General features: G+C 42.3%; 23 protein-coding genes and 1 pseudogene. 10 read left to right on the forward strand and 14 right to left on the reverse strand.

Translation table 11 applies throughout. The annotated features are described in order from the left end of the window. Position 1 precedes the first annotated feature (1 nt). The 8 genes from tolQ to aspS all read right to left on the reverse strand — a co-directional run bounded on the left by tolQ (position 2) and on the right by aspS (position 7,209). Entirely contained in the window at positions 2-688 is a 687-nt protein-coding gene (gene tolQ / locus ACW689_RS15655) for a protein TolQ (RefSeq protein WP_476292882.1), read from the reverse strand. A 926-nt stretch (positions 689-1,614) separates the two neighbouring features. Beyond that, positions 1,615-2,619, reverse strand: a complete 1,005-nt coding sequence (ruvB, locus tag ACW689_RS15660; RefSeq protein ID WP_476292883.1) for a Holliday junction branch migration DNA helicase RuvB — start codon at positions 2,617-2,619, stop codon at positions 1,615-1,617. A 4-nt stretch (positions 2,620-2,623) separates the two neighbouring features. After that, the gene (gene ruvA / locus ACW689_RS15665) at positions 2,624-3,241 is read right to left on the reverse strand and encodes a Holliday junction branch migration protein RuvA (protein WP_476292884.1); all 618 of its coding nucleotides are present in this window, start codon (positions 3,239-3,241) and stop codon (positions 2,624-2,626) included. Positions 3,242-3,248: 7 nt separating this feature from the next. Next, positions 3,249-3,770 carry a crossover junction endodeoxyribonuclease RuvC gene (ruvC, locus tag ACW689_RS15670; protein ID WP_476292885.1) on the reverse strand — a complete coding sequence of 174 codons (522 nt, stop codon included), beginning with the start codon at positions 3,768-3,770 and terminating at the stop codon, positions 3,249-3,251. Between the two features lie 125 nt (positions 3,771-3,895). Continuing rightward, positions 3,896-4,195, reverse strand: coding sequence for a TfoX/Sxy family protein (locus tag ACW689_RS15675; RefSeq protein WP_476292886.1), 300 nt, complete (start codon positions 4,193-4,195; stop codon positions 3,896-3,898). 157 nt (positions 4,196-4,352) lie between these two features. After that, positions 4,353-4,925, reverse strand: coding sequence for an NAD(P)H-dependent oxidoreductase (locus ACW689_RS15680; protein WP_476292887.1), 573 nt, complete (start codon positions 4,923-4,925; stop codon positions 4,353-4,355). A 57-nt stretch (positions 4,926-4,982) separates the two neighbouring features. After that, complete coding sequence (locus ACW689_RS15685; RefSeq protein ID WP_476292888.1) at positions 4,983-5,336, reverse strand: MerR family transcriptional regulator; 354 nt, start codon at positions 5,334-5,336, stop codon at positions 4,983-4,985. A gap of 97 nt (positions 5,337-5,433) precedes the next feature. Next, a complete protein-coding gene (gene aspS / locus ACW689_RS15690; RefSeq protein ID WP_476292889.1) occupies positions 5,434-7,209 on the reverse strand; it encodes an aspartate--tRNA ligase in 1,776 nt (591 codons plus the stop codon). Positions 7,210-7,378: 169 nt separating this feature from the next. On the opposite strand from aspS, the gene ACW689_RS15695 reads away from it, so the two are divergent. Continuing rightward, positions 7,379-8,227, forward strand: a complete 849-nt coding sequence (locus ACW689_RS15695; RefSeq protein ID WP_476292890.1) for a DUF72 domain-containing protein — start codon at positions 7,379-7,381, stop codon at positions 8,225-8,227. 252 nt (positions 8,228-8,479) lie between these two features. Here the strand turns inward: ACW689_RS15695 and ACW689_RS15700 are convergent, their stop codons facing one another. After that, the gene (locus tag ACW689_RS15700) at positions 8,480-8,890 is read right to left on the reverse strand and encodes a GFA family protein (protein ID WP_476292891.1); all 411 of its coding nucleotides are present in this window, start codon (positions 8,888-8,890) and stop codon (positions 8,480-8,482) included. 80 nt (positions 8,891-8,970) lie between these two features. Here ACW689_RS15700 and ACW689_RS15705 point away from each other — a divergent pair, with 80 nt between their 5' ends. Then, positions 8,971-9,474: a M48 metallopeptidase family protein gene (locus ACW689_RS15705; protein WP_476292892.1), complete on the forward strand. Its 504-nt coding sequence runs from the start codon at positions 8,971-8,973 to the stop codon at positions 9,472-9,474. A 171-nt stretch (positions 9,475-9,645) separates the two neighbouring features. Here ACW689_RS15705 and ACW689_RS15710 read toward each other — a convergent pair whose 3' ends face one another. Continuing rightward, positions 9,646-10,335, reverse strand: a complete 690-nt coding sequence (locus tag ACW689_RS15710; RefSeq protein ID WP_476292893.1) for a DUF3334 family protein — start codon at positions 10,333-10,335, stop codon at positions 9,646-9,648. Positions 10,336-10,452: 117 nt separating this feature from the next. Here ACW689_RS15710 and cmoA point away from each other — a divergent pair, with 117 nt between their 5' ends. The 5 genes from cmoA (at position 10,453) to ACW689_RS15735 (ending at position 14,726) form a co-directional block, all read left to right on the forward strand. Continuing rightward, positions 10,453-11,178, forward strand: coding sequence for a carboxy-S-adenosyl-L-methionine synthase CmoA (gene cmoA / locus ACW689_RS15715; RefSeq protein WP_476292894.1), 726 nt, complete (start codon positions 10,453-10,455; stop codon positions 11,176-11,178). Between the two features lie 10 nt (positions 11,179-11,188). Beyond that, positions 11,189-12,157 (forward strand): tRNA 5-methoxyuridine(34)/uridine 5-oxyacetic acid(34) synthase CmoB, encoded by a 969-nt coding sequence (gene cmoB / locus ACW689_RS15720; RefSeq protein WP_476292895.1) that lies wholly within the window; start codon positions 11,189-11,191, stop codon positions 12,155-12,157. Positions 12,158-12,317: 160 nt separating this feature from the next. Continuing rightward, complete coding sequence (gene purM / locus ACW689_RS15725) at positions 12,318-13,370, forward strand: phosphoribosylformylglycinamidine cyclo-ligase (RefSeq protein ID WP_476292896.1); 1,053 nt, start codon at positions 12,318-12,320, stop codon at positions 13,368-13,370. Further along, a complete protein-coding gene (gene purN, locus ACW689_RS15730; protein WP_476292897.1) occupies positions 13,370-14,017 on the forward strand; it encodes a phosphoribosylglycinamide formyltransferase in 648 nt (215 codons plus the stop codon). Before purM ends, purN begins: the two co-directional genes overlap by 1 nt. Further along, positions 13,962-14,726, forward strand: a complete 765-nt coding sequence (locus ACW689_RS15735; protein WP_476292898.1) for a DUF3108 domain-containing protein — start codon at positions 13,962-13,964, stop codon at positions 14,724-14,726. Before purN ends, ACW689_RS15735 begins: the two co-directional genes overlap by 56 nt. Positions 14,727-14,775: 49 nt before the next feature. On the opposite strand, the gene ACW689_RS15740 is transcribed toward ACW689_RS15735, so the two are convergent. Next, positions 14,776-15,540 carry a class II glutamine amidotransferase gene (locus ACW689_RS15740; RefSeq protein WP_476292899.1) on the reverse strand — a complete coding sequence of 255 codons (765 nt, stop codon included), beginning with the start codon at positions 15,538-15,540 and terminating at the stop codon, positions 14,776-14,778. Positions 15,541-15,825: 285 nt separating this feature from the next. Between ACW689_RS15740 and ACW689_RS15745 the strand changes: the two genes are divergently transcribed. Continuing rightward, entirely contained in the window at positions 15,826-16,485 is a 660-nt protein-coding gene (locus ACW689_RS15745) for a hypothetical protein (protein WP_476292900.1), read from the forward strand. Positions 16,486-16,544: 59 nt separating this feature from the next. Here the strand turns inward: ACW689_RS15745 and ACW689_RS15750 are convergent. After that, positions 16,545-16,868 (reverse strand): annotated as a pseudogene (locus ACW689_RS15750) (Na+/H+ antiporter NhaC family protein); the annotation flags it as partial. A gap of 291 nt (positions 16,869-17,159) precedes the next feature. Here ACW689_RS15750 and ACW689_RS15755 point away from each other — a divergent pair. Continuing rightward, the gene (locus tag ACW689_RS15755; RefSeq protein ID WP_476292901.1) at positions 17,160-17,375 is read left to right on the forward strand and encodes a hypothetical protein; all 216 of its coding nucleotides are present in this window, start codon (positions 17,160-17,162) and stop codon (positions 17,373-17,375) included. A 61-nt stretch (positions 17,376-17,436) separates the two neighbouring features. Here the strand turns inward: ACW689_RS15755 and topA are convergent, their stop codons facing one another. Together topA and ACW689_RS15765 are read right to left on the reverse strand one after the other, a co-directional pair. Continuing rightward, positions 17,437-20,076, reverse strand: a complete 2,640-nt coding sequence (gene topA, locus ACW689_RS15760) for a type I DNA topoisomerase (protein WP_476292902.1) — start codon at positions 20,074-20,076, stop codon at positions 17,437-17,439. A 246-nt stretch (positions 20,077-20,322) separates the two neighbouring features. Continuing rightward, complete coding sequence (locus ACW689_RS15765; protein ID WP_476292903.1) at positions 20,323-23,355, reverse strand: hypothetical protein; 3,033 nt, start codon at positions 23,353-23,355, stop codon at positions 20,323-20,325. Between the two features lie 165 nt (positions 23,356-23,520). Here ACW689_RS15765 and ACW689_RS15770 point away from each other — a divergent pair. Beyond that, positions 23,521-24,600, forward strand: a 1,080-nt coding sequence (locus tag ACW689_RS15770) for a dicarboxylate/amino acid:cation symporter (RefSeq protein WP_476292904.1), incomplete at its 3' end; no start/stop codon positions are given.

Below are 24,600 nucleotides of genomic sequence, written 5' to 3' on the forward strand. Positions count from 1 at the left end.
ATTACTTGCCCTCTACTGAACTCGCTTGACGATGTAAGATGTTGGAGAATTCTTCCATAAAGTTAACGTACTGTGTTTCCGCTTTCTCTACATTTTTTGCATAGCGGTTATAAGCCATTACCGCAGGAATAGCTGCAAATAAACCCATTGCTGTTGCAATAAGTGCCTCTGCAATACCAGGCGCAACCATCTGTAAAGTTGCTTGTTTTACTTCACCTAATGCAATAAAGGCATTCATGATACCCCAGACCGTACCAAATAAACCGATATACGGGCTAATAGACCCTACCGTTGCAAGAAAAGACAACCCAGACTCTAATTTCTCAAGCTCTCGAGACAATGCCACCCGCATCGAGCGGTGAGTGCCTTCAATCACTAATCCTGTTGATTGCGTATTTTGTTTTTGGTGACGCGCAAACTCTTTAAATCCAGCAATAAACATGGCTTCTAACCCCGAAGCTGGCGTACCTTTTGCGTTGAGTTCACTATACAGTTTACTTAAATCCATACCTGACCAGAATTTTTTCTCAAAGTCCTTTGCTTCGTTCACAGCGCGTCCTATTGCACCCTTACGTTGAAAAATTATGGCCCAAGAGGCAATCGACATCCCAACTAATGTAAGCATCACTAACTGAACTAGTAAGCTTGCTTCTAAAATAAGATCAATAAAATTGAGTCCCGATTCCACTTTTTAATACTCCTAATATGATGTGTTTCGACTAGCCAGTCTGCAATAGAATAAATTGACTGTAAACGACTCTAAAGGTTCATTTAGTTTACTCACACATGCAAGTGCTTACAATCTCATTCCCATGAATTACGGTTAATTGACGACAAAGCGTTCAAAAAAGTAACAACTGTGCCAACGCGCAAGAAAAACTAGTCATAAAGAACTAGCTTGATAATTAACCACAATCCAAATGGTGCGTATTTATTATTAATAAATGCATAAATCTAACAGTTTATGCAAAAACCCCGAATAAACTTACAAAAACAAATTGGTAAGACCATTTAACAACAAATAAACTAATGGTCACAAAAATAAGAAAAAACAAAATAACCTTTATTTTTCATAAACTTAAAAAACCACGGCGTACAAAATATCACCACAATGAAATTATGGAAATATATTTGATATTAGTTTTTTTAATTTGAAAAAATAATTTTTCTAGTTTGATAGAAGTCACAAACCTCTTTAATATACACCCTGTACTGAGCAAGCAGCATGAATCATGCAAAAGCACAGTTATTAGTAATATGATTTCTGATTTGTCGTATTACTTTTGATAAATGAACTTGGGATAAAACCTAAATCCATTTATCAGTTCCCTGGATTACTTCCTTCAACTTGTTGTTTTGCCCGCTTTATTAGCGGGCTTTTTTTTGCCTAAAATTAGGCATGAGTTTACCTAGACTGTCTTAACGCCCACTGAAAATATTAAAAATGATTTAAAGCACGGGCTGTTTAGCTCGCAGAAGATTAGCTTTCACTTAATGTAGGTAGTTTGGGAGCTCCTGATCTTGGTCAGGAAGACGGCAGAGATATTTGAGCACTGCCGTCATGCTGAACATATTCAGCCACTTGTCACCTTGAACGACTAGCTTGTGTTTTCACTAGCCTTGAGGTGTTAAATTGAAATGAAGATAAGCTGCATTGGAGGCAATCCGCCCTCTTGGGGTGCGCTGAATAAACCCTTGTTGGATCAAGAAAGGTTCTATCACATCTTCTATCGTTTCGCGTTCTTCGCCAATGGCAGCTGCCAAGTTATCTAACCCCACTGGGCCACCTGTAAACTTTTCAATAATGGCAAGTAAATACTTTCTATCCATGTAGTCAAATCCACATTTGTCTACATCAACCATATCCAGTGCCTGTTGTGCGATTTCCGCAGATACTTTGCCATCACCTTTGACTTGCGCAAAGTCTCTCACTCGTCTAAGCAAACGGTTAGCGATACGTGGTGTACCTCTAGAACGCTTGGCAACCTCATCAGCACCTTCAGGGCTGATAGTAAGATCTAGGTAAAACGCGGAACGAGAGATAATTTTCGACAAGTCTGCCACAGAGTAAAACTCTAGACGCTGAACAATACCAAAACGATCTCGCAGCGGTGATGTTAAAGAACCTGCACGAGTCGTTGCGCCAATTAATGTAAACGGCGGCAAGTCTAATTTAATGGAACGCGCAGCAGGCCCTTCGCCAATCATGATATCCAGCTGGTAGTCTTCCATTGCAGGATATAAAATTTCTTCTACTTGGGGGCTCAACCGGTGAATCTCATCAATAAAGAGCACGTCCCCTTCTTCAAGGTTGGTCAGTAGCGCAGCTAAATCACCCGCCTTTTCTAGTACCGGGCCTGAAGTAGTTTTAATATTCACCTCAAGTTCATTGGCAACAATATTGGCAAGCGTGGTTTTGCCAAGGCCTGGAGGTCCAAATATCAACAGATGGTCAAGCGCTTCTTCACGAGAGCGCGCCGCTTCAATGAAGATCTCCATCTGTTTTTTAACATGTGGCTGACCTGTATAGTCACTCAGTAGCTTTGGTCTTATCGCCCTATCGACAACATCCTCGTTACCTTGTACTTCTGGTTCTATTAGTCTATCGGCTTCTATCATAAGGTTACATCATCGATTTGAGCGCTTCTTTAATTAGCGCTTCGGTACTCATATCAGGTTGTGACACATTTTTAACCGCTTTTTGTGCTTGAGCTAGTTTATAGCCCAATGCAAGCAATGCAGCAACCGCGTCATCTGCCGGCGTGTCCGCTACAGTTGGGTTTTGCGCAGGTTCAAGTACCGCAGCGTCACTAAATGGTGTAAGTAAATCATGGCCAAAATCTTTTAGTCTGTCTTTCATTTCAAGTACAAGACGCTCTGCCGTTTTTTTACCTACCCCCGGGATCTTAACCAAGGTGGTTGCATCTTCATTATTGACGCAAGAAATAAATTGCTCAGCCGATATGCCCGATAAAATGGCTAACCCAAGCTTTGGACCAACGCCATTAGCTTTTATCAGTTCTCTAAATAAAGCCCGTTCTTTCTTGTGATTAAAGCCAAACAGTAACTGCGCATCTTCTCGTACCACAAAATGTGTATAAATGGCTGTTTTCTCACCCACATTGGGTAATTCATAAAAGCAGGTCATCGGCATTTGCACTTCATAGCCAATGCCCGATACGTCTAGTAGTATTTCTGGAGGTTGTTTTTCTAATAGCGTACCACTTAATCTTCCGATCATGCGTTTTCTACCTTAATCTGCGTCGTACGGTTTTCGTTGCGCTACCCGCCAAACGAATTAAATTTTGTTCTGAGTGAGCATGACAAATGGAAATAGCCAGTGCATCTGCTGCGTCGGCTTGAGGTGTACCTGGTAACTTTAAAATGCGTTTGACCATCTCTTGCACTTGCGCTTTTTGTGCCCCACCCGTGCCTACCACAGCCTGTTTAACCTGACGAGCTGAATACTCATGTACCGGTATATCTTGCATTGTTGCAGCAACAATTGCGGCACCTCTCGCCTGGCCAAGTTTCAATGCAGAGTCAGGGTTATGCGCCATAAACACTTGTTCAATGGCAAAGCTGGCCGGATTAAATTGTTCGATGAGCTGGCTAACGCCTTGATAAATCATTTTTAACCGTGTTGGAAAGTCATGTTCCCCCAACTTTATGCAGCCACTCCCTAAATACTTAAACGTACTGCCTTGATGTTCTATCACCCCATAGCCAGTAAAACGGGAACCTGGATCTATTCCTAAAATAATCGCCAATATAATCACTCATTTATTGGTTTTTTAGCATAATGCCAAAATACTGTATGAATTACCAGTTATATTGTTTATCTGTAACTTTATAATGACTCTACACAACGTTAGGATAATGTACTCCCTTTAGATTACGGTTGCCCAGCTCTATTTTCGTCAAACAGCTTATCTAACTCCTCTAAACCTTCCAATGCCATAATTAGCGCTTCTTTTTGTGTTTTGGCGACGTGCTGCCAGCTTTTATCTTCGATGGCCCCTACCAAAGCATAGAGTAGATTCAAGCTGGGCGTAGACCCGGTGTGTTGCTTCACTTTTAGAAACGCGCCCACCGCCCCGAGTTCTTTTAGCTCAGTGACTGTGCTCACTCCCGCCTCTACAAGCATTTGTTCTGATTTTGGACCTAGCCCTCGCAGCTCCCTTAATTTTTTCACTACTCCACCCTAAATTGGTTCGCTCTGTTGATCATATTAATGCCAATTATCGAACACTCGATGTTTTGATGACTTACCGATGGTTCTAGCCATCAAAACATTCAAACTATATTAAAAGGCAAAAGTAATACAGGTACCTTTGTGTTTATTGCGACCCTCAATCATGACATGCACCTAAGTCCTTAACTTTATCAACCCACTGCTGTTTAACTGATGCTGTCTCAGAAACAACAGAACCAAACATGGTTACATTGGCCGTTTTAACACCACAAAATTGGAGAGTGTAAACATCCAATTGCGCTAAGACAGGCTCAGTTTGACTTTGCATATACTCTTTAGGAGCATCCATGGTAATAATTAACCTTGACGATTTCCCTGTCAAAAGCTGCTGCGGGTACGGGTTATCTTTTTCATATTTGAATGCAAAACCGGGTAATAATGTACGATCAAACAATCCTTTGAGTTTTGCGGGTATTCCTCCCCACCAAACAGGCAGCACAATCACAATGTGCTCGGCCCATAATAACGCCTTTTGAAACTCAACTAAGCATGGCTCAAGCGCTTGCGCTTTATCGTATCCATACTCAAGATTTGAATTAAATTCCATATCATGCAAGTCAAACCGCCAAACTTCGGCGTCCACTTTTGCTGCAATGTGGTAGGCATCTGTCAGCGCTGCACAAAAGCTCGATTCTTTAGGGTTGCCGTTTAAAAGTAATATTTGTTTCATTGTTACGTTCCTTTTTTAATAACAACGAAAGCTTATGGTCTTCCCTTAAGGGCTGAGTCAAGTACTTTTCGAACATGAGCTTATTTCACTCATGCAGTGCTCTATTTTTTTAATGTTGCTAGTCAAAATTGCGATTTTTTCCTGCTGTTCACTTTTTAGCGCTTCTAAAAAAGAATAGATTCGCCCCCAATCAACACCCTGATCATGATACACAATCACTCCTTGTAATCTCGCAAGTGTCACACCTAGCGATTTTGCTTCTTTAATGAGGGTAAGCACCTCTACATCAGAATTTGAGTAAACACGATATTTGCCATGACGTGCAGGTGGCTTAATTAACTTTTTTTCTTCATAGAGCCTAATTGCCTTCACTGACAATCCTGTTTTTTTAGCTACTTCACCTATGTACACTAGTGGCTTCCTTACAAATTGAATAACCTTACCTAATCTCTCTTTTAAGCATACAAAAAAGGCGACCTAAGTCGCCTCTTTAAATAACTTTGCTTGCTTACTCGCTGTCTAGCTGAGCTTGTTCAACACTAATGGCTAGCTCTTTAAGTGCATCGGGGTTTGCGACGCTAGGTGCGTTGGTCATTAGACATGACGCCTGCGTAGTTTTCGGGAACGCGATAACATCACGAATGTTGTCAGTACCGCAAAGCAACATCACTAAGCGGTCAAGACCAAATGCAAGACCTGCATGTGGTGGCGTACCGTACTTCAACGCGTCGAGTAAGAAACCAAACTTGTCTTGTTGCTCTTGCTCATCAATACCCAAAATTCTAAATGCTGCTTGTTGCATTTCGTTATTGTGGATACGCACAGAACCACCGCCCACTTCATAGCCATTTAGCACCATGTCATACGCATCTGAAATTGCACCAGCAGGGTTCGCTTCTAATTCAGCAGCGCTAATGCCTTTTGGTGCTGTGAATGGGTGGTGAACCGCGTGAAGTGTACCTTCGTCATCTTCTTCAAACATTGGGAAGTCAACAACCCAAAGTGGTGCCCATTTGTTTAAATCAGTTAGCTCAAGATCTAAGCCTACTTTAAGGCGTAGCGCGCCCATCGCTTCATTGACAACATTGCGCTTATCTGCACCAAATAGAATAATGTCACCTGTTTGTGCATTAGTACGCTCAAGCAGTGCTTTGATCACTTCTTCGTTCAAGAATTTAGCGATTGGGGATTGCACACCTTCAACGCCAGCGTCACGGTCATTAACTTTCATCCACGCAAGGCCTTTTGCCCCGTAAATGCTTACAAACTTAGTGTACTCATCGATTTGCTTACGAGAAAGCTGTGCACCACCAGGAACAGTTAGAACCGCTACACGGCCTTTTTCATCGTTTGCTGGCGCAGATAGTACTTTAAACTCAACATCTTTGACTAAATCGGCAATGTCAACCAATTCCATTGGGTTACGCAAATCAGGTTTGTCAGAACCAAAACGGCTCATTGCTTCGCTGTATGGCATTACTGGGAATTGGCCGAGATCAACGTTAAGTAGCTCTTGCCACATTTCACGGATCAATTGCTCTGTTACTGCACGCACTTGATCAGACGTCATAAATGACGTTTCTAAATCGATTTGGGTAAATTCAGGCTGACGATCAGCACGTAAATCTTCATCACGGAAACATTTTACAATTTGGTAATAGCGATCAAAGCCCGACATCATCAGCAACTGTTTGAATAGTTGCGGTGACTGAGGTAGTGCATAAAAGCTACCTTTATGAACACGGCTTGGTACTAGATAATCACGTGCACCTTCTGGCGTTGCTTTTGTCAGTACTGGTGTTTCAATATCAAGAAAATCGTTATTGTCTAAGAATCGACGCACAAAGCTACTTGCTTTTGCACGTAGTTTGATACGGTCGCTCATTTCTAAACGACGTAAGTCTAAGTAACGATACTTAAGACGGCGCTCTTCTGAGTTTTGCTGATTGAAATCAAGTGGCAAAGGCTCTGCACGGTTGATAATAGTCAAACCTGTGCCTAAGATTTCAACTTCACCAGTTGCCATATCTTTATTCACTTGGCTCTCAGGGCGAGCACGAACAGTCCCTTTAACTTGAACACAGAATTCTTGACGTAATGTATTCGCCACATCCATCAATCCTTCAACTTCAGGATCAAATACAACTTGCACCAAACCTTCACGGTCACGCAAATCGGTAAAAATTAGGCCACCTAAATCACGGCGTTTGTTGATCCAACCGCATAGTTCTACTTCTTGTCCAACGTGGCTTTTGTTTAAGTTTCCGCAATATATTGAGCGCATAGTCTTCCTGTCTCTCAGTTACACCAAGCGGTAACTGGCATTAATATGAAAAATTATTGGCGATTATATAAAAATACCCGACTTGATGTCATCCTTGATCCCGTTTTGTTTCTAAATTTCGTGAACTTTATTACACTGGCACCACCATTTAAGCGAAACAAGCTCAATTATGTTATATCTTGGCTGCCCACAGTGGAGTTCCACTCACTGGAAAGGACGCTTTTTCACAAGTCATTGTCCAAGCAATAAAATGCTCCAAGAATATGGACAAATATTTAACTCCGTTGAAGGCAACACCAGCTTTTATGCGGACCCCAAACCCAGCACCATTGAAAAGTGGCGAAACGACGTACCAGAGCATTTTCGATTCACCTTTAAAATTCCTAAGCGCTTTTCCCATGAAATGGCGCTGCAAAATTGTCAGCAAGGCATAAGCCAGTGGTTACAGCTCTTTGAGCCTATTTTCGACAAATTGGGCATGGTGATGTTACAGCTGCCTAAAGCCTGTGGACCTGAGTATTTGCAAAAAATAATCAACTTTTGCGCACAACTGCCTAAGGGGTTGCAAGTTGGCATTGAGGTACGTCATCTTGGTTTTTTCGACAAATCTGATAACGAGCGTCGTTTTAACCAGTTTTTAATAACGAATAGTTACAACCGGATCATGATGGATACCAGACCTTTGTTCAGTGAGCCTGCAGCTACCCCAGCAATCATAGACGCACAACAAAAAAAGCCAAAAGTGCCATTACATGTAATAGCAACGGGTAACTCGCCAATAATACGCTATGTTGGTTGCTCGGACTTAGAAGCCAATCGCACCTTTTACCGACCTTGGCTCAGCAAAATAAATCACTGGCTGGATGAAGGGAAAACACCCTATGTATTTTTTCATACCGCAGATAACTACGATGCACCTCTTCTGGCAAAGCAATTTGTTCGAGACTTAAACAGGGAGGGTATAACTTTGGGTGTGTTCCCCGTTGATCAGCAACCTTTACAAAACAGCTTCCTTTGAACTTTAGGTTTGTCTGTACAACTTAGTGTCAAATATTAAAGCTTTTTCGGCGCATAGATATACGCACAATGGCGTGGCTTATACCAACCTGCTTAACTAAGTGGTCCATTTTGAGACAAATAAAACCTTGGTGCAAGTGGCGGTAACTCAAATGCGTCTGATTGCTGTGCAGCACTGTAAAGCTTTTTATTAGTGGCGCAAGAGCTTCTCTCACACCACTTTTTACACTCGGTTTGCACATTTGTCATGAAACTATTTTTTACGACTTGGTTCAAATTCTTGATAGCGGGGTAAACTCGCATCGAGGTCTTCCCAATTCGCCTTACTAGTAACGAAGTTGTGAGAAATAGGTCGCTCGACAATATCCGAGTCTAATATGCCTAAACGTAATCTCAGTTTATTCGGTAAATCATCATTGGAGCTAAACAAAGGTGACGCGCAGTGCACACAAAAATGGCGTTTTCGACCTGGCTTGAATTCAAAATACCTTACCTGTTCACTCCCCTTTACCACACTCAATTCATGAGTATTCACAAATCCATTGGTCGCATAGGCTGTGCCTGTAGACTTGCGACACAATGAACAGTGACAGTGGATAATATCACTTATTTTACCCGTAATTTGCAGTTCAACTTGACCACATAAGCAACTCGCCTGATACACCTGACTCCCCTTGAAACTATTCGTGTTTGTCTTTTAATGCATTATACTGCTCGACAGTATTTGTACCAGAGGTAAGAACATTGGATTTTAAGCGTTATTTTATACACTACCCAACCACCATCCAATCCCAAGTTGAACAACTTATTTCCTCTGGACAAATCAGATCGTACTTCGAACGTAAGTACCCTCATGGTCACCAATTGCAAAGCGAAAGAGCTTTGTATGACTTTACCAACCAACTAAAACAGCGCTATCTAAAAAATGCCCCCAAACTGAGCAGCGTTAAGTACAAAAAACAACAAGATTTAGTGAAAAATGCACTCGGCACACATACATTTAAAAGCCACCAGCATGGTGGAAAATTAAAAGCAAAACATGAAATTGCAATAGCATCCCAACTAAAACAAGCACCTGAAGCCCTGTTGAAAGTACTGGTTGTGCATGAGCTTGCACATTTCAAAGAAAAAGAGCACAACAAAGCCTTTTATCAGCTGTGTTGTCATATGGAACCTGATTATCATCAATTAGAGTTAGAGTTGCGTTTGTTTCTGGTACTACAAGAACTAGATTTGAGTTTTTACTGAGACACGTATCGAACAAATCAATCGTTAAGATGATTTTCGCAATGCAGAAAAGGTACCGAAAAGCTCGGCACCTATAAGTTTTGCGGGCATCATTGTCATGATCACACAACTCATATGATTAATTTGCTCACGGGTAAGCTAACTAAAATACTTCCTTGTATCAATGTGAATTTACAGACCCAACTCCGACATAAAGTCATCATCGGCCATATCATCAGCGCTTTCCTGCACTTTTTTCTGATCTTTTTTATCGCTCTGTGATGCTTGACTAGCAATAATGGTGTCAGGGTCAACCGATTCAGCAATATCGAAATCATGCAGCTTAATAAACTCCGTTTTATCCATCGCAAGTTCAAGATAGAAAATATTTTGGCTTTGCGTGGTAAAAGTAACTCGACGCGCTTGAGGCCTGTCCATTGTAGTATCTACCGAGATTTGAACCTGTTTATTAATTGCCATCATCTTAGGCTGGTTTTGAGTAATTGAGGTATGGAGCTGTTCACGCACCTTGCTAGTAAAGTCGCCCACAATTTGGTTCATCAACTCACCCATCACATTGGATACATCGTCCGATAAATGACTGCTCGCTATTTCTTCTTCTGGCATGCCCATGTTTCGCATGTAATCTTGGTAAATTTCCATCGCTGCTTGCGCTGTGAAATTGGTTACCACCAGGCCAGTAAAACCACCATCAAATAGCACAAAGCAACCAATATCTGGACGCATACAAGTGCGGGTGATTTTTTGAACCATTGCTGAGTACGCGATTTGATTTCCACTTGCTGATGATAGAACTTCAGTCACTGAACGACATAAGGTTGAAAGTATGTCTTCGGTACTAACCACTTTATTTTTCGTCATTATTTGTCTCTTTGCTTACTTCTTTTTATTAATAGTAGCCAAGCTACTCAATTTATCACTGACTATCCAGCATAAAATGTTAAAATAGCATGATTATTTGGCAAGAGAGACAAAATTGTGACTGGCAAAGACAGTATTTATGCCACTGAGCAACAAGTAAAAGACTTCAGCTTTGATGCCAACGTCGTTGAAGTATTCCCTGATATGATCCAACGCTCTGTTCCGGGTTACGCAACTATCGTCAGCACCATGGGTAAGCTGGCAGGGCAATACGCACAAAGTAATTCAAATCTGTATGATTTAGGGTGTTCTTTGGGCGCAGTAACGCTCAGCATGCGCCGCAACATTGCGAAAGAGAACTGTGAAATTATTGCTGTTGATAATTCTAAAGCGATGGTTGAACGCTGCAAAATGCACTTAGGTGGCTTTAAGTCGGACGTACCCGTTGATGTACAACTGGGTGATATCACCGAACTGGAAATTGAAAACGCCAGCGTTGTGGCGATGAATTTCACCTTGCAATTTATTCCAAAAGAGCAACGTGAAGCGGTACTGGGCAGCATTTACAAAGGCCTAAAGCCTGGTGGAGTTTTACTTTTAAGTGAAAAGGTAAAAGGCGAAACCGACTTGCAAGATAACCTGCTCATCGACCTCCACCATGATTTTAAGCGCCACAACGGCTACTCTGAGCTAGAGATAAGTCAAAAGCGTACAGCAATTGAAAATGTGATGAGACCAGACCGCCTGAGTACACATATGGCGAGATTAGAAAAAATTGGCTTCAAACAAACTCAAGTTTGGTACCAGTGTTTTAACTTTTGCTCAATGGTAGCAATTAAATAACGGAGCAAAAATGCACTCTTGGTTTAGCGATTTTTACGCAGCAATTGCGAAAAGCCCACTTAGTCATTGGCTTGATACGTTGCCCGCACAACTCACACACTGGCAACGTGAAGCACAGCACGGTGATTGGCCAAAATGGGAAAAAGTACTTAAAAACTTGCCAGAATCAACAACTCAGCATATCAACATTAAAGACAAGGTTGAGTTCGGTCTTGCTGATGAGCTATCTGAAGGTCATACCAAGCAGCTTTCACATCTACTGAAGCGCATGATGCCTTGGCGAAAAGGACCATTTCATATTCACGGCATTCATATTGATACCGAATGGCGCAGTGATTGGAAATGGGACAGACTTTTGCCACATATCAGCGATTTACACGGACGAACGGTATTAGACATTGGCTGTGGTTCTGGTTATCACCTATGGCGTATGCGTGGGGCTGGCGCTCACTTTGTGGTGGGCATTGACCCGTCCGACCTATTTTTATCTCAATTTCAGGCGGTAAAGCATTTTAACCCAGACCCCAACGTACACCTGCTGCCACTTGGTGTTGAACAGCTGCCGCAATTAAAAGCATTTGATACCGTGTTTTCAATGGGAGTGCTCTATCATCGTCGCTCTCCTATCGATTTCTTAGCGCAACTAAAAACACAGCTACGTGCTGGTGGTGAACTTGTGCTAGAGACCTTGGTAGTTGAAGGTGATGTGAACACTGTTTTGGTACCAACTGATCGCTATGCAAAAATGCGCAATGTTTGGTTTATACCGAGTACCGATGCGTTAACATTATGGTTAGAGCGCGTGGGCTTCAAAGATATTAAAGTTGTGAACAAGGATATAACCTCTTTGGATGAACAACGTCGTACCGAGTGGATGGAAACCGAGTCTTTGGCTGATTTTCTAGACCCGAACGACTCAAGTAAAACCATTGAGGGTTATCCTGCTCCTTTGCGTGCCATCTTAACCGCAAAAGCTTAATCAGCCACAACGCGAAAGCCGCTATACATGCCCTTTCGCGTTTTACCTCACTCAGCTACGTCACTGAATTTGTCATATTTCAGCTAGCTCCAAATTGCCAATTGTTGTAAAATACGCGCGTTTCTAAGCAACCCATAAATAGCAATTTTGAGGAAAACCTGTGAGCGAACAAAAACAGTCTCTTAGCTACAAAGACGCAGGCGTAGATATTGATGCGGGTAACGCATTGGTAGAGCGCATTAAAGGCGTAGTGAAAAAAACTCGCCGTCCAGAAGTAATGGGCGGAATTGGTGGTTTTGGTGCACTATGTGAACTTCCAACTGGTTACAAAGAGCCTGTATTAGTTGCTGGCACTGATGGCGTAGGTACTAAACTTCGCCTTGCTATTGATTTGAAAAAACACGACACAGTCGGTATCGACCTTGTTGCTATGTGTGTAAACGACCTGATTGTCCAAGGCGCCGAACCCCTATTTTTCTTGGACTACTATGCAACAGGTAAGCTAGACGTTGACGTTGCAGCCGATGTTGTAACTGGCATTGGTAAAGGCTGTGAGCTATCAGGTTGTGCCCTTATCGGTGGTGAAACGGCTGAAATGCCGGGTATGTACGAAGGCGATGACTACGACATGGCAGGTTTTTGTACTGGCGTAGTTGAAAAGTCAAAAATCATCGACGGCACAAAAGTGGCGTCTGGCGACCAACTAATCGCACTCGCTTCAAGTGGCCCTCACTCAAATGGTTATTCACTGATCCGTAAAGTGCTTGAAGTATCAGGTGCGGATACAAACGCTGAGTTTGAAGGCAAAACGCTTGGTGAACACCTATTAGAGCCAACGCGTATTTACGTTAAATCAATTCTTGAACTGCTTAAAGATGTTGATGTACACGCACTTTCACACATCACAGGTGGTGGTTTCTGGGAAAATATCCCTCGCGTATTGCCTGAATCTGCAAAAGCGGTTGTAAAAGGTGACAGCTGGGAGTGGCCTGTTATTTTCAACTGGTTGCAAGAAAACGGTAACATCAGCACTCATGAAATGTACCGCACATTCAACTGTGGCGTTGGTATGATTTTAGTTGTGCCAGCCGACAAGCTAGCGCAAAGCCTTGAAATCTTAACAGCACAAGGCGAAAACGCTTGGCACATTGGTGAAATTCAAACAGCCAATGCAGGTGAAGAGCAAGTAGAAATTTTAGGTGGTAAAGCCTAATGTCTAACACTCGCTTAGTTGTATTGATCTCTGGTAGTGGGTCTAACCTACAAGCAATTATTGATGCTTGTCAGAGTAATCAAATAAAAGGCGAGGTAGTGGCAGTTATTAGTAACAAAGCCAACGCATATGGCTTAACACGCGCACAAAATGCGGGGATTGAAACCCAAGTGTTAAGTCATAAAGCATTTGCGACCCGTGAAGACTATGATGTTAAATTGGCATCTTTAATCGATTCTTTTAATCCAGATTTGGTTGTATTAGCTGGATTTATGCGTATTCTAACTCCTAACTTAGTGCAAAAATTTAAAGGAAAAATGTTGAACATTCATCCTTCTTTGTTGCCTAAGTATCAAGGGCTGAACACCCATCAAAGAGCGATAGATGCAAAAGATGACTTTCATGGAGCGAGCGTACACTTTGTTACGGAAGAGCTAGACGGTGGCCCGGTGGTATTGCAAGCTAAGGTTCCAATCTTAGCAGATGATACTGCCGACTCACTGGCACAGCGGGTACATGAACAAGAGCATATTATCTATCCTTTGGTGGTCCAATGGTTCAGCGAACAAAGACTAACAATGGAAGCAGACTATGCCGTTTTTGATGACCAACCCCTTCCAGTACAAGGCGCAAACTACCCACAATAATAAACTAAGCGCTTGGCTGATTGGCTTGAGCGCTATTTTCTCTTGCTCTGTTTTTGCTAATTCTCTTACTCCCTACAACGCAGAATACCAAGTGTCTCGCAAGGGCTCTGTGCAAGGCTCGGCTTATCGCGAGCTTAAACAGCTAGACCAAAGCACTTATCAATTAAAATACAAAAGTGATATTGAATGGATGATTTTCTCCGATGAACGAGAAGAAACTTCCAAGTTCAATATGAGCGATGATACACCAATCCCTCTTGAATACAGCATGGTACGCACAGGCACAGGCCCCGACAGAGATTATAAAATTACCTTTGATCGTAAAAACCAAGCTGTCATTTCCAATCAAGAAAAATACCCGTTAAATGTGAAGTGGATTGAGGAGCAGCAAGATTTACTCACCTATCAATTACAACTACGAAACGAACTCAAGGCAGGAAAACAAAAGTTCAGTTACCCCATCATTGATAAAAAAGGCGGACAAAGAACCTACGATTTTGAAGTAGATGGGAAGGAAACCATCACTTTGCCGATTGGCAACGTTGAAACAATTCGTATTAAACGCCTTTATGATGATGACAAACGCCAAGTGATGGTGTGGCTCGCCCCTGATTACGATTATATTGTGGTAAAAATGTATAAAGGCAAAGAAGGTATCGAGCAGTTTCAAGTACAGCTCACTAAATATGAAAAAGGCGAACCGATGTAACAAAACAACTGGGTAGCGCTCTATTTTTGCTACCCACTTTTTTCCAAGGTTAGATTTTCTCGCCCATTTTAAACAGCACAGACTCCCCCTCAGACATTTTCTGCCACTGTTCATCATTAGTCAGCGGTCGTGTTGCGATCACTGTCACTACATCATTGGGCGTTGTCTCTTTTTGAAAGTCCACTACCATATCAGCGTCTATCAAGGTTGCTTTACCAAAAGGCGCACGGCGGGTGATCCAATGCAGGTTGTTGGTGCAATAGGCCAATACAAACACGCCATCGGTTAATAGCATATTGAACACCCCTTTTTCACGCAACGTATCAGCAAGTTTCGCTGCATAGCGAAACACAGATGCCATGTTTGAAGGACGTTTTGGATATTTTTGCCTTATTTTATCGAGCAACCAGCAAAAGGCTAATTCACTGTCGGTGTTACCAACCGGGCGATAAAATTCGGGCTTTAAATCGCTGTAATTAGATAGTTGGCCATTATGTGCATAGGTGATCTCTCTGCCCCATAACTCTCGTGTAAACGGGTGCGTATTCTCTAAACACACTCGCCCTCTATTACCTTGACGAATATGACTGATCACCGACACGCTTTTAATCGGATAGGCTTTTACCAGCTTGGCAATTTCTGACTGGCAGCTTGGCTCCGGATCTTTGAATGTTCTACATCCTTTCCCTTCATAAAAGGTAATGCCCCAACCATCTTTATGGGGACCTGTGTTGCCACCGCGCTCTAGAAGCCCTGAAAAACTAAAACAAATATCTGTTGGGACATTTGCAGACATGCCCAGCAATTCGCACATAATAAAATAAGCCTAAATCAGTTTGAGTCATAGAGGTTTAATATTGACTAATACCTCCCCAACTCTAATCACAAAAGTCCATATTGTTAGGTATATAGATAAGAAACACAAGCTGAAAAAATTGTCAAAACTACCGCTCAAACGATTTGTGATGCCTAGCACTTAGATAGCAACGACTCCACCTTAAAGGCCAATTGAAAAGCCGCTTATTCCACACTAATGCATATTGATTACACTTGTAGTTTTAAGTAACATAAGATTACATGTGTAATCACTTGGTGAATTATGAAAAACTTTGTATACATACTAATGATATTCTGGCTAATGGCGTGCCAAAGCCCAGTCGTTCATATTTATTCCCGCGATTTGTCGTCATCTCAGCAATCACAGATACAATCCCTGCTAGAAGCTCAGCAGATCCGTCATAAATTTACGAACTTACAATCACCCGATCGCTATGATCAACCACACTTGCTCTATCACCCTCAAGATAGCGATCAGGGGCTTATCAGTGCAGTTGAACGCATAGTGAAAAGAGCTGGTTTCAAGGGCTTGAGCACGCAAGTTTTTAGTAAAGACAATCATTACTATACTCAAGGTAATATGGGACTCTACTTCCCCGCCGAAAAACGTGAGGTTGCGTTACCTGAGTTATTGTTTACCCACGAATGTATCGAAGCAGATATGCAAATTCAAATGAAGCACAATGGTCAATGGAGTGCACTCAATCAAACAAACCTAAAAGGTAAATGGCAGTATATTGAGCCTTATTTAACCTTATTCTGGTTTAATGGCGTTGGAATGGTACAGCAAGCCTATCAGGGTAAACTCCACACAGTTAACACCAAACTTGGACAGAGAAATGCTGTAACTTTCTCAGCCCTTGGTCATCGCAGCTATCCACTTGCCTTACTCAATTGTGATTTGCAAGCGATTTTTATGTAATATGCGTATCGCTTCAACGAAGGGCACCTAAATGTGCCCCTTTAAACGTTAAGCCATCGAAAGACCATCACTGGCAATAACTGTGCGGTCATATACGGGCTGAGTGAGTCAATCACATAGCGTGGTAGCATGAGCTGTTCACACACATCTTTGAAGATAAAAATCACGATCACAATGCCAATTGCTAGCAACATGCATTTAAAACCATCAATCCTTTGTTCTAACATTTGCGCCAGTGTCATGAGCCTTTGTAGCAAATAAAAAGGCACGGTCACGGCAAGCCTTGCCATTAGCCCTTTCCACACGTCGATATCAAAATAAACGATACACGCCACCAACAAAGTGATCAGCACTAAAAAGTTATAAAGCGTGCCTTGTTCGTCAATTTATTTTTTAAAAAATGCTCTTTGATGTGCTGAGTACGCCACTGAGCAATATATTGCACTTATACTGTGCAAGCTAAGATACGCCTTTTAAAGGGTATTTTCATTTAGTTTTAGATAGTTGAGTAACAAGTAGGTTCGCTAAACGTTGAACCAATCAAAACGTCTCAATAATCACTTTATTTGCTCTTTACGAGTAAATTATTTCGTTTTTCAATCGGAAGTTTTTAGTTTAAAAAGTGCTTGTCCAAATAACTTAAGGCAAAAAAAATAAAAAAATCACTTCTTGGTATGGCAACAGCATTCACTTTATTTGCTGCTAATGGCTTGACTAATGACGTAACTGCCGCACCTCAGGAACTGGTACAAGAATACACTCAAATGTGTGCAGAATGGGCAAGTGACGACGGTGTTGAAGCCAAAGATCTTAAAAAGTACGTACTTGATTGCGTCAATGAAGAATTACAAAGCAACAGCTATCAAACTGTAACATCTGTTGAAATCTAATATTCGTGCTCCTCATTCTCACGAATTAAAAAAGCCGGGTTAAACCCGGCTTTTTATTTAACTACTTTTTCTTTTTACTGGCTTTTTCTTCAATAACCCATTTGCCATTGTCGTAAGTCGCTTTCCAGCCAGTTGCTTTACCTTCAACTTCAGTCATTACATACTGCGTTTTCGTTTTTCTTGAATAGCGCACAACGGCTAAATTACCATCGCCGTCCATTTCTGGCGCATCGGCTAAATAATAAAACTTAGGTGAGATCCTATCTCTAAAGCGCTTTAACTCAGCCACTTTTGGTGCACGTGTTTCTCTTGATTTAGGGAATGTATGCGCAGCTAAGAAAATACCAGAAGCGCCATCTCGTAATACAAAATACGCATCCGACTTTTCACACTCAAGTTCAGGTAAGTGTACTGGATCTTCTTTTGGCGGCGCAGGCTCACCATTTTTCAGTAATTTACGCGTGTTCTTACAGTCTTCACTACTACAACCAAAATACTTGCCAAAGCGACCTGATTTAAGCTCCATGTCTGAACCACATTTATCACACTCGATAATCGGTCCATCATAGCCCTTAATCTTAAAGGTACCCTTTTCAACCACATAGCCTTTACAAGCAGGGTTATTACCACACACATGCAGCTTGCGCGTTTCGTCAATTAAATACGAGTCCATTGCGGTTTCACAAATTGGACAGCGCTTCATTTGCATTAACGTTTCTGTTTCTACATCTTCAACGTCAGCAGCAATGGCTTCATCACCAGAGACCAAGTTCATAGTGGTAGTACATCGCTCTTTTGGTGGCAGGTTGTAACCTGTACAGCCTAAGAAAACACCCGTCGAAGCCGTTCTGATCCCCATTTTACGGTTACACGTTGGGCAATCAATATCCGTTTCAACCATGGTGTTTTGGCGCATGCCACCTTCAGCTTCATCGCCCGCGGCTAATTCAAGCTGCTTTTTAAAGTTGTCATAGAACTTATCAAGAACTTGTGTCCAAACTCGCTCACCTTCGGCGATATCATCAAGCCGGTCTTCCATCTTGGCGGTAAAGTCAAAGTTCATCAAATCATTGAAGTTTTCAACCAAACGGTCGGTAACAATTTCACCCATTTTTTCTGCAAAGAAACGGCGGTTTTCAACACGTACATAACCACGGTCTTGAATCGTTGAAATAATTGATGCGTAAGTTGATGGACGACCAATACCGCGCTTTTCAAGCTCTTTAACTAAGCTAGCTTCACTGAAACGCGCTGGTGGCTTTGTAAAGTGCTGTTTAGGGTCAAGTGCCACTAAATCAATCACATCTCCTTCAGCGACCGCTGGCAAAGATTGATCTTCTTCATTTTTCTTACGCACCGAAGGCTGAACTTTAGTCCAACCGTCAAAGCGCATAACACGCCCTTTCGCTTTTAATGTGTAATCGTCTGCCGCCACTGTCAGCGTTGTCAAATCATATTCAGCAGCTGTCATTTGACAAGCAACAAACTGACGCCAAATGAGCTCGTATAGCTTCTTCGCGTCCGCGTCAACGCCTTCAACATGACCAGACAGTACATTAACGTCTGAAGGTCGTATTGCTTCGTGCGCTTCCTGAGCATTACCTTTAGCACTATACTTAACCGCTTCTTTGGGCAAGTATTTATCACCAAACTGGTCTGAAATGTAATCGCGACACATAGCCACAGCGTCATTTGACAAGTTTGTTGAGTCGGTACGCATGTAAGTGATGTAACCCGCTTCATACAAACGCTGAGCAAGCATCATGGTTTTCTTAACGCCGTAGCCCAAGCGCGTGCTGGCAGCTTGTTGCATCGTTGAAGTAATGAACGGCGCACTTGGTTTACTCTTACTTGGCTTTTCTTCAACCTTAACAACACGGTAATCACACTTTTCAAGTGTTGATACTGCCTGCATAGCTTGTGTTTCATTAACCGGCTTGAAGGCTTGTCCCTTGTGCTTAGTCACTTCTAAACGGATCGGCTGTGTTTTTGCAGTGACATCCGCATGAATATCCCAAAACTCTTCTGGAATAAACGCTTTAATTTCTCTTTCACGCTCAACGAGCAAACGTACAGCAACCGATTGAACACGGCCAGCCGACAGCCCTCGCGCGACTTTTTGCCAAAGCAGTGGAGAAACCATAAAACCAACAACACGGTCTAGAAAACGGCGTGCCTGCTGCGCATAAACCATATCGGTATTCAAATCACCTGGAGTTTCAAATGCTTGTTGGATGGCATTTTTGGTGATTTCGTTAAATACAACACGCTTGTACTTATCTTTGTCGCCGCCAATAATTTGCTCTAAGTGCCAAGCAATGGCTTCCCCTTCTCTATCCAAATCGGTTGCGAGATATATTTGGTCAGCATTCTCAGCCAGCTTTTTAAGCTCTTGTACTACCTTTTCTTTACCCGGTAATACTTCATAGTGCGGCTCCCAGCCCTTTTCTGGGTCAATCCCCATACGAGCGACTAGGTTTACATAATCTTTGTTCTTTTTATATTCGGCTTTTTCTTCAGGTGACATTTTACGTACTTCAGCTGGGCTTTTAGTAGCCAGCCCTTTTGTCTTACCTGCACCCGAAGTTGGTAGGTCGCGCACGTGCCCGACACTAGACTTAACAATGTAGTCCTTACCTAAATATTTATTAATTGTTTTTGCCTTCGCAGGAGACTCCACAATTACTAGCGATTTGCCCATAGCTGCCTATTTTTGACCCATCTTGTCTGAGTTTATTGCCCATCTTGGGCGATTAATATTTATAGGTATATCTACAAACACCTATTGTTACAAGCTTTAAATACAATCTTTTAGCTGATTAATGATTAATTACACAATTACTGTTGCTATTTTAAACAAAAAGTACAAAGCCAAATTTGAGCTGCGCAATATAAAGGAATCAATACAAAAATGCCAACCCGAAGGCTGGCATTTTTGGTTTGTCACTTAGCCTGCATCCACTATTGTTAGAGTCACCGGTGTTACCACACCACCGGGCGTGGTAAAAATAAACGAAACTTGACCTTGTTGCTTTTGATTAGGTTCAAGCTCGTTGGAAATCACAAAGTCAATCACTGTTGCTGTTTTTCGGTTTGTACTAGGCACTACAAAATCAGAAGCCCCTGTGTAAAGGCCATTATCTGTGCTGATTGCTATCTCTGTACCTTGCGGAAGAGGATTATTGTGAATATCGCTGAACATTAACATTAACGGTACACTCTGAATGTTGGAAGCCCCTGTATCAAAGTTCACACTCAATACATCGCAATAATCACTGTTGTCAGATTCTTCAAGAGCAAGCGCTACTATACCGTTCACGCTAACACTTTCACATAAACCCGAAATTGAGTTGCCATTGCCAAGTATCGCGTCAGATTTAACTACAAACCGATAAACAGGCACACTCCCTGACATAATAATCTCTGCACTATCGAACACATCAACAATCGACTTAGTGCATTTATCTGCGGCTTGTTGCGCTGAAGTACAGCTCAGACCGTTGTACTGACCATCTCTATCTGTAAACTCCCCATCGCCATTACCATCCCATAATTTTTCAAAATGACCCGCATTAGTTTTAAGTGGCGAACATGGATTGTCAGTACTATCGAGTAAACAGTTTTCGCCCTCATAATTACCATTCTCATTATCATCTCTAAAAGCTTCTGGCACGTCGTAAACAAGGCTAAATTCATTTTCATCAAATAAACCATTACCATTCACATCATTGAAGTTTTCTTCTCCATCTGTAATAGCTATCAACGTTGCGCGGCCAGCAAGCGGAACCCCCTTAGGGTCGTTCGCAGCGTTGAGTATGCCGTTTATACAAGGTGCTGCTTCAGCACCGTATAAATCACAGTTACGCGCTCTAACTCTAGCCCCATCACTTAACTGTTGATTACCTACATTTAGAATTTGCTGATGTGAAGGGTTAAAATTTCCTTGTCCTCCTAGGTAGTCTTCCTTTTCATCATAAAGTATTTTTGGATTATATGAATTTACACGATTGCCCCAATAATTTGTTGAGCAGTTCACTTGGTTTGGCAACTCACAATCAATTGGACTGCGAGGATCACTCGCTGGTTTATTTGTTACAAATGGCACTATATTTTGGCTTACCCAAGTTGCGCTGCAACGGCCATCTGTTGTTTCGCACTCAAGCTCCGCATTAAACTGCGTACCATCAACGGTACCTACAGCACCACCTTCCGCACTAATATAAACTTTGGTGCCATCGTGAACGAAATTGCCATATCTATCGGCAACATTAACAGTAATTGGAATTTCTGTATTGCTAAAATTCAAGGTCTCAGTGTTCACTGTACCCACGGATAACGACATAGTTGAATTAACAGGCAAGCCGCTCGTCACACTCAAACGGCTAGACACTGATAATATCGCTTGGTCTTGTGGCACGAGTGTGATTGTTCCAGTTGGGCAATCTGCTGGCTTCGAGACAGCTTTACACGCGTCATAGCGTTCCTGCCAACAAGTCACTTCATCATTACTACTTGTTGGTATCAAGTCGTTCGGAATATAGCAAGCTTGAACAACAAAACTTGATGATACATTCCCTGAACTCACAATCACTTTAGCTTCGCCTTGTGAGTCGGTTCTAACACTTGTCGGCACCAATGTGGCGTCACTGTGTTTGGCTCTTAGTCTAAAATCAATACGCTGATTTGCTGCCCCACCGCTTAAGCTATTGATTAATTTAAACGACAACTCAGATGATTCTTTACGCTGAGGTCCCCCTGTGCCTTTTAACGCCAATAGGCTTTCACTGGCATCTAAAAACTCTATCGATTGAGGCTTGGCCGGAGAAACAGGAATAACCACTTGTTCAGTTTCCGAATTTCCACCTTTAGAGACGGTCACAGAGACCGTGTCGCCCATTGCGATATCACAGCCCAAGTTTTTATAAGTTGAATATGCAATACCGCCCACACTCGTTGCAGTCCCATCAACCTGTGCTTTTTCACTCTCAGCACAGCCAGACGAAAACGCCACATCAAGCGGCGTTGTAACCAATTGACCATTTTGATCTTTGATTTGAACGGTTAAAAGTGTGGTTTCTCCGGCCCCTAATGGAATTGTATTACCTTGACTGTCTTGGCGAAGGCCATTGTCGATAGCTAAAGACAAATCCTCTGCGCCACTGGTAAACGCAAAGCTTGTGGAGGCATCATTAAAAGTTGCTGTTAATTGGCCTGCACCACCTTGAAGTGGCGGGCGATACTTAAACAATGCAAAACCAAAGTTATCGGTAACACTTTTATCACCCGATAATATAGTGCCGATGTCTGTGGCTAAATTAACGAGTACGCCTGATACACCTTGGCCGGACTTAGTGCTTGATGCACCAACCAACACATCCACTTCTTCAATTGCATCAATTTTATTGGTGGCTTGACAAGCTGACGACAGCGTATCCAACGATACGTTATCTCTTTCACTTTCCCACCCTGCTGGACAGTCTGTTAATACTTTGATCGTGAGCTTTGTATCGTCACCTTCAGCGTCTGCTTCATCACCTGATGAGTAAAACACCGTTTTATCGGTGTAAACAACACCTGCACTGTCTGTATACGTTGCAATTAACTCACCCCAGCCTCGGCTTTCACCACTGGCAATTGTGATTGTTGCCACTCCGTCGGAATTTGTCGCACCGGTCCCTGACTCTGGACTTAAGCGCCCCGAATGATTAACTTGAAATTGAATGAGTTTGCTGGTGATGGCATCATTACCCTTTTTCAGCGTAGCCTTGGCTACACCCTGTCGCTGGCTAGAAATAGGGTTATCTTCGTTTAGTGTGTTACCCTCTCCGTCAACAACCTCGACCACAAACGTGATGTCTTTATCCTGTCCAGTTGTACCATCAGTACCACCATCTGTACTTTTCTCTATCGAGCCACCCCCGCCACAAGCAGTAAGTAGCATGCTTAGCATCATCATGCTGAACCAGCGCATTAAAGGCATTAACCTCTCTCCCTAGCACAATTTGAAGTTAAATTTTTTGTCATCTTACCCTAGAAACTGCTCAAAAATCACAGTTTTTTCGTATTTCTCGGCGAAAATTTTTGCCAAATTAATTTGGCCTGTTAGGCTATGCAGATCAATAGCTATTAATCCAAATTTAGTCATATGCAAAAAAATAACAAAATGAGCCTCACGACTCGTATTATGCTTGGCATGTTGTCTGGCATTATATTGGGCTTGCTTCTACAAGCGCTCTTTTCAGGCCAAGAAGAATATTTAGTTCCATTGGGGTTGTTCGACTTCCCAGTTAAAAGCTTCATCGTCGATGGTTTGTTCCATGTAGGCGGACAAATTTTCATAGCCAGTTTGAAAATGTTAGTCGTACCGCTCGTTTTCATTTCTTTGGTTTGTGGTACTTGCAGTCTCAGTGACCCTAAAAAATTAGGTCGATTAGGTGGAAAGTCTATCGCCTTGTATTTGATGACGACAGCCGTTGCTATTACTGTTGCTATCACACTTGCTTTAATCGTCGCGCCCGGTGTTGGGCAAGAGCTACCAACCAATGCCAGTTTTGAAGCAAGCCAGGCCCCTACGCTTGCACAAGTGATCATTAATATGTTCCCAACTAATCCTATTAACGCAATGGCAAATGGCAACATGCTACAAGTCATTGTATTTGCGCTTCTGTTTGGTGTTGCTATGGCACTCAGCGGTGAACCGGGAAGGCGTGTTGCAAAAGTGTTCGACGACTTAAATGCTGTGGTATTAAAACTGGTTACTTTACTTATGAACTTGGCGCCTTACGGCGTGTTTTGTCTAATGGCAAAACTGTTTACCACAATCGATGTAGGCCTGATTTTCAGCTTAGCAAAATACTTTTTAGTGGTACTTGTTGCTTTATTTATTCACGCCTTGGTTAACTACTCAATCATTTTGAAAATGCTCACAGGTTTGAATCCTGTTACGTTCCTGGCCAAAATGAAAGACGCGTGTATGTTTGCGTTTAGTACCTCAAGTTCAAGTGCAACAATGCCTGTCACGTTAGAAACCGCAACGAAGAAGTTAGGAGCGCACAACTCGGTTGCGTCTTTCACTGTGCCTTTAGGAGCAACGATCAACATGGATGGCACCGCAATCATGCAAGGCGTGGCTACGGTATTCATTGCACAAGTCTTTGCAATTGATTTAACAATCAGTGATTATCTCATGGTTATTTTAACAGCGACACTCGCTTCTGTTGGCACG

It is taken from the genome of Pseudoalteromonas sp. ABE4_541 (assembly GCF_056312285.1).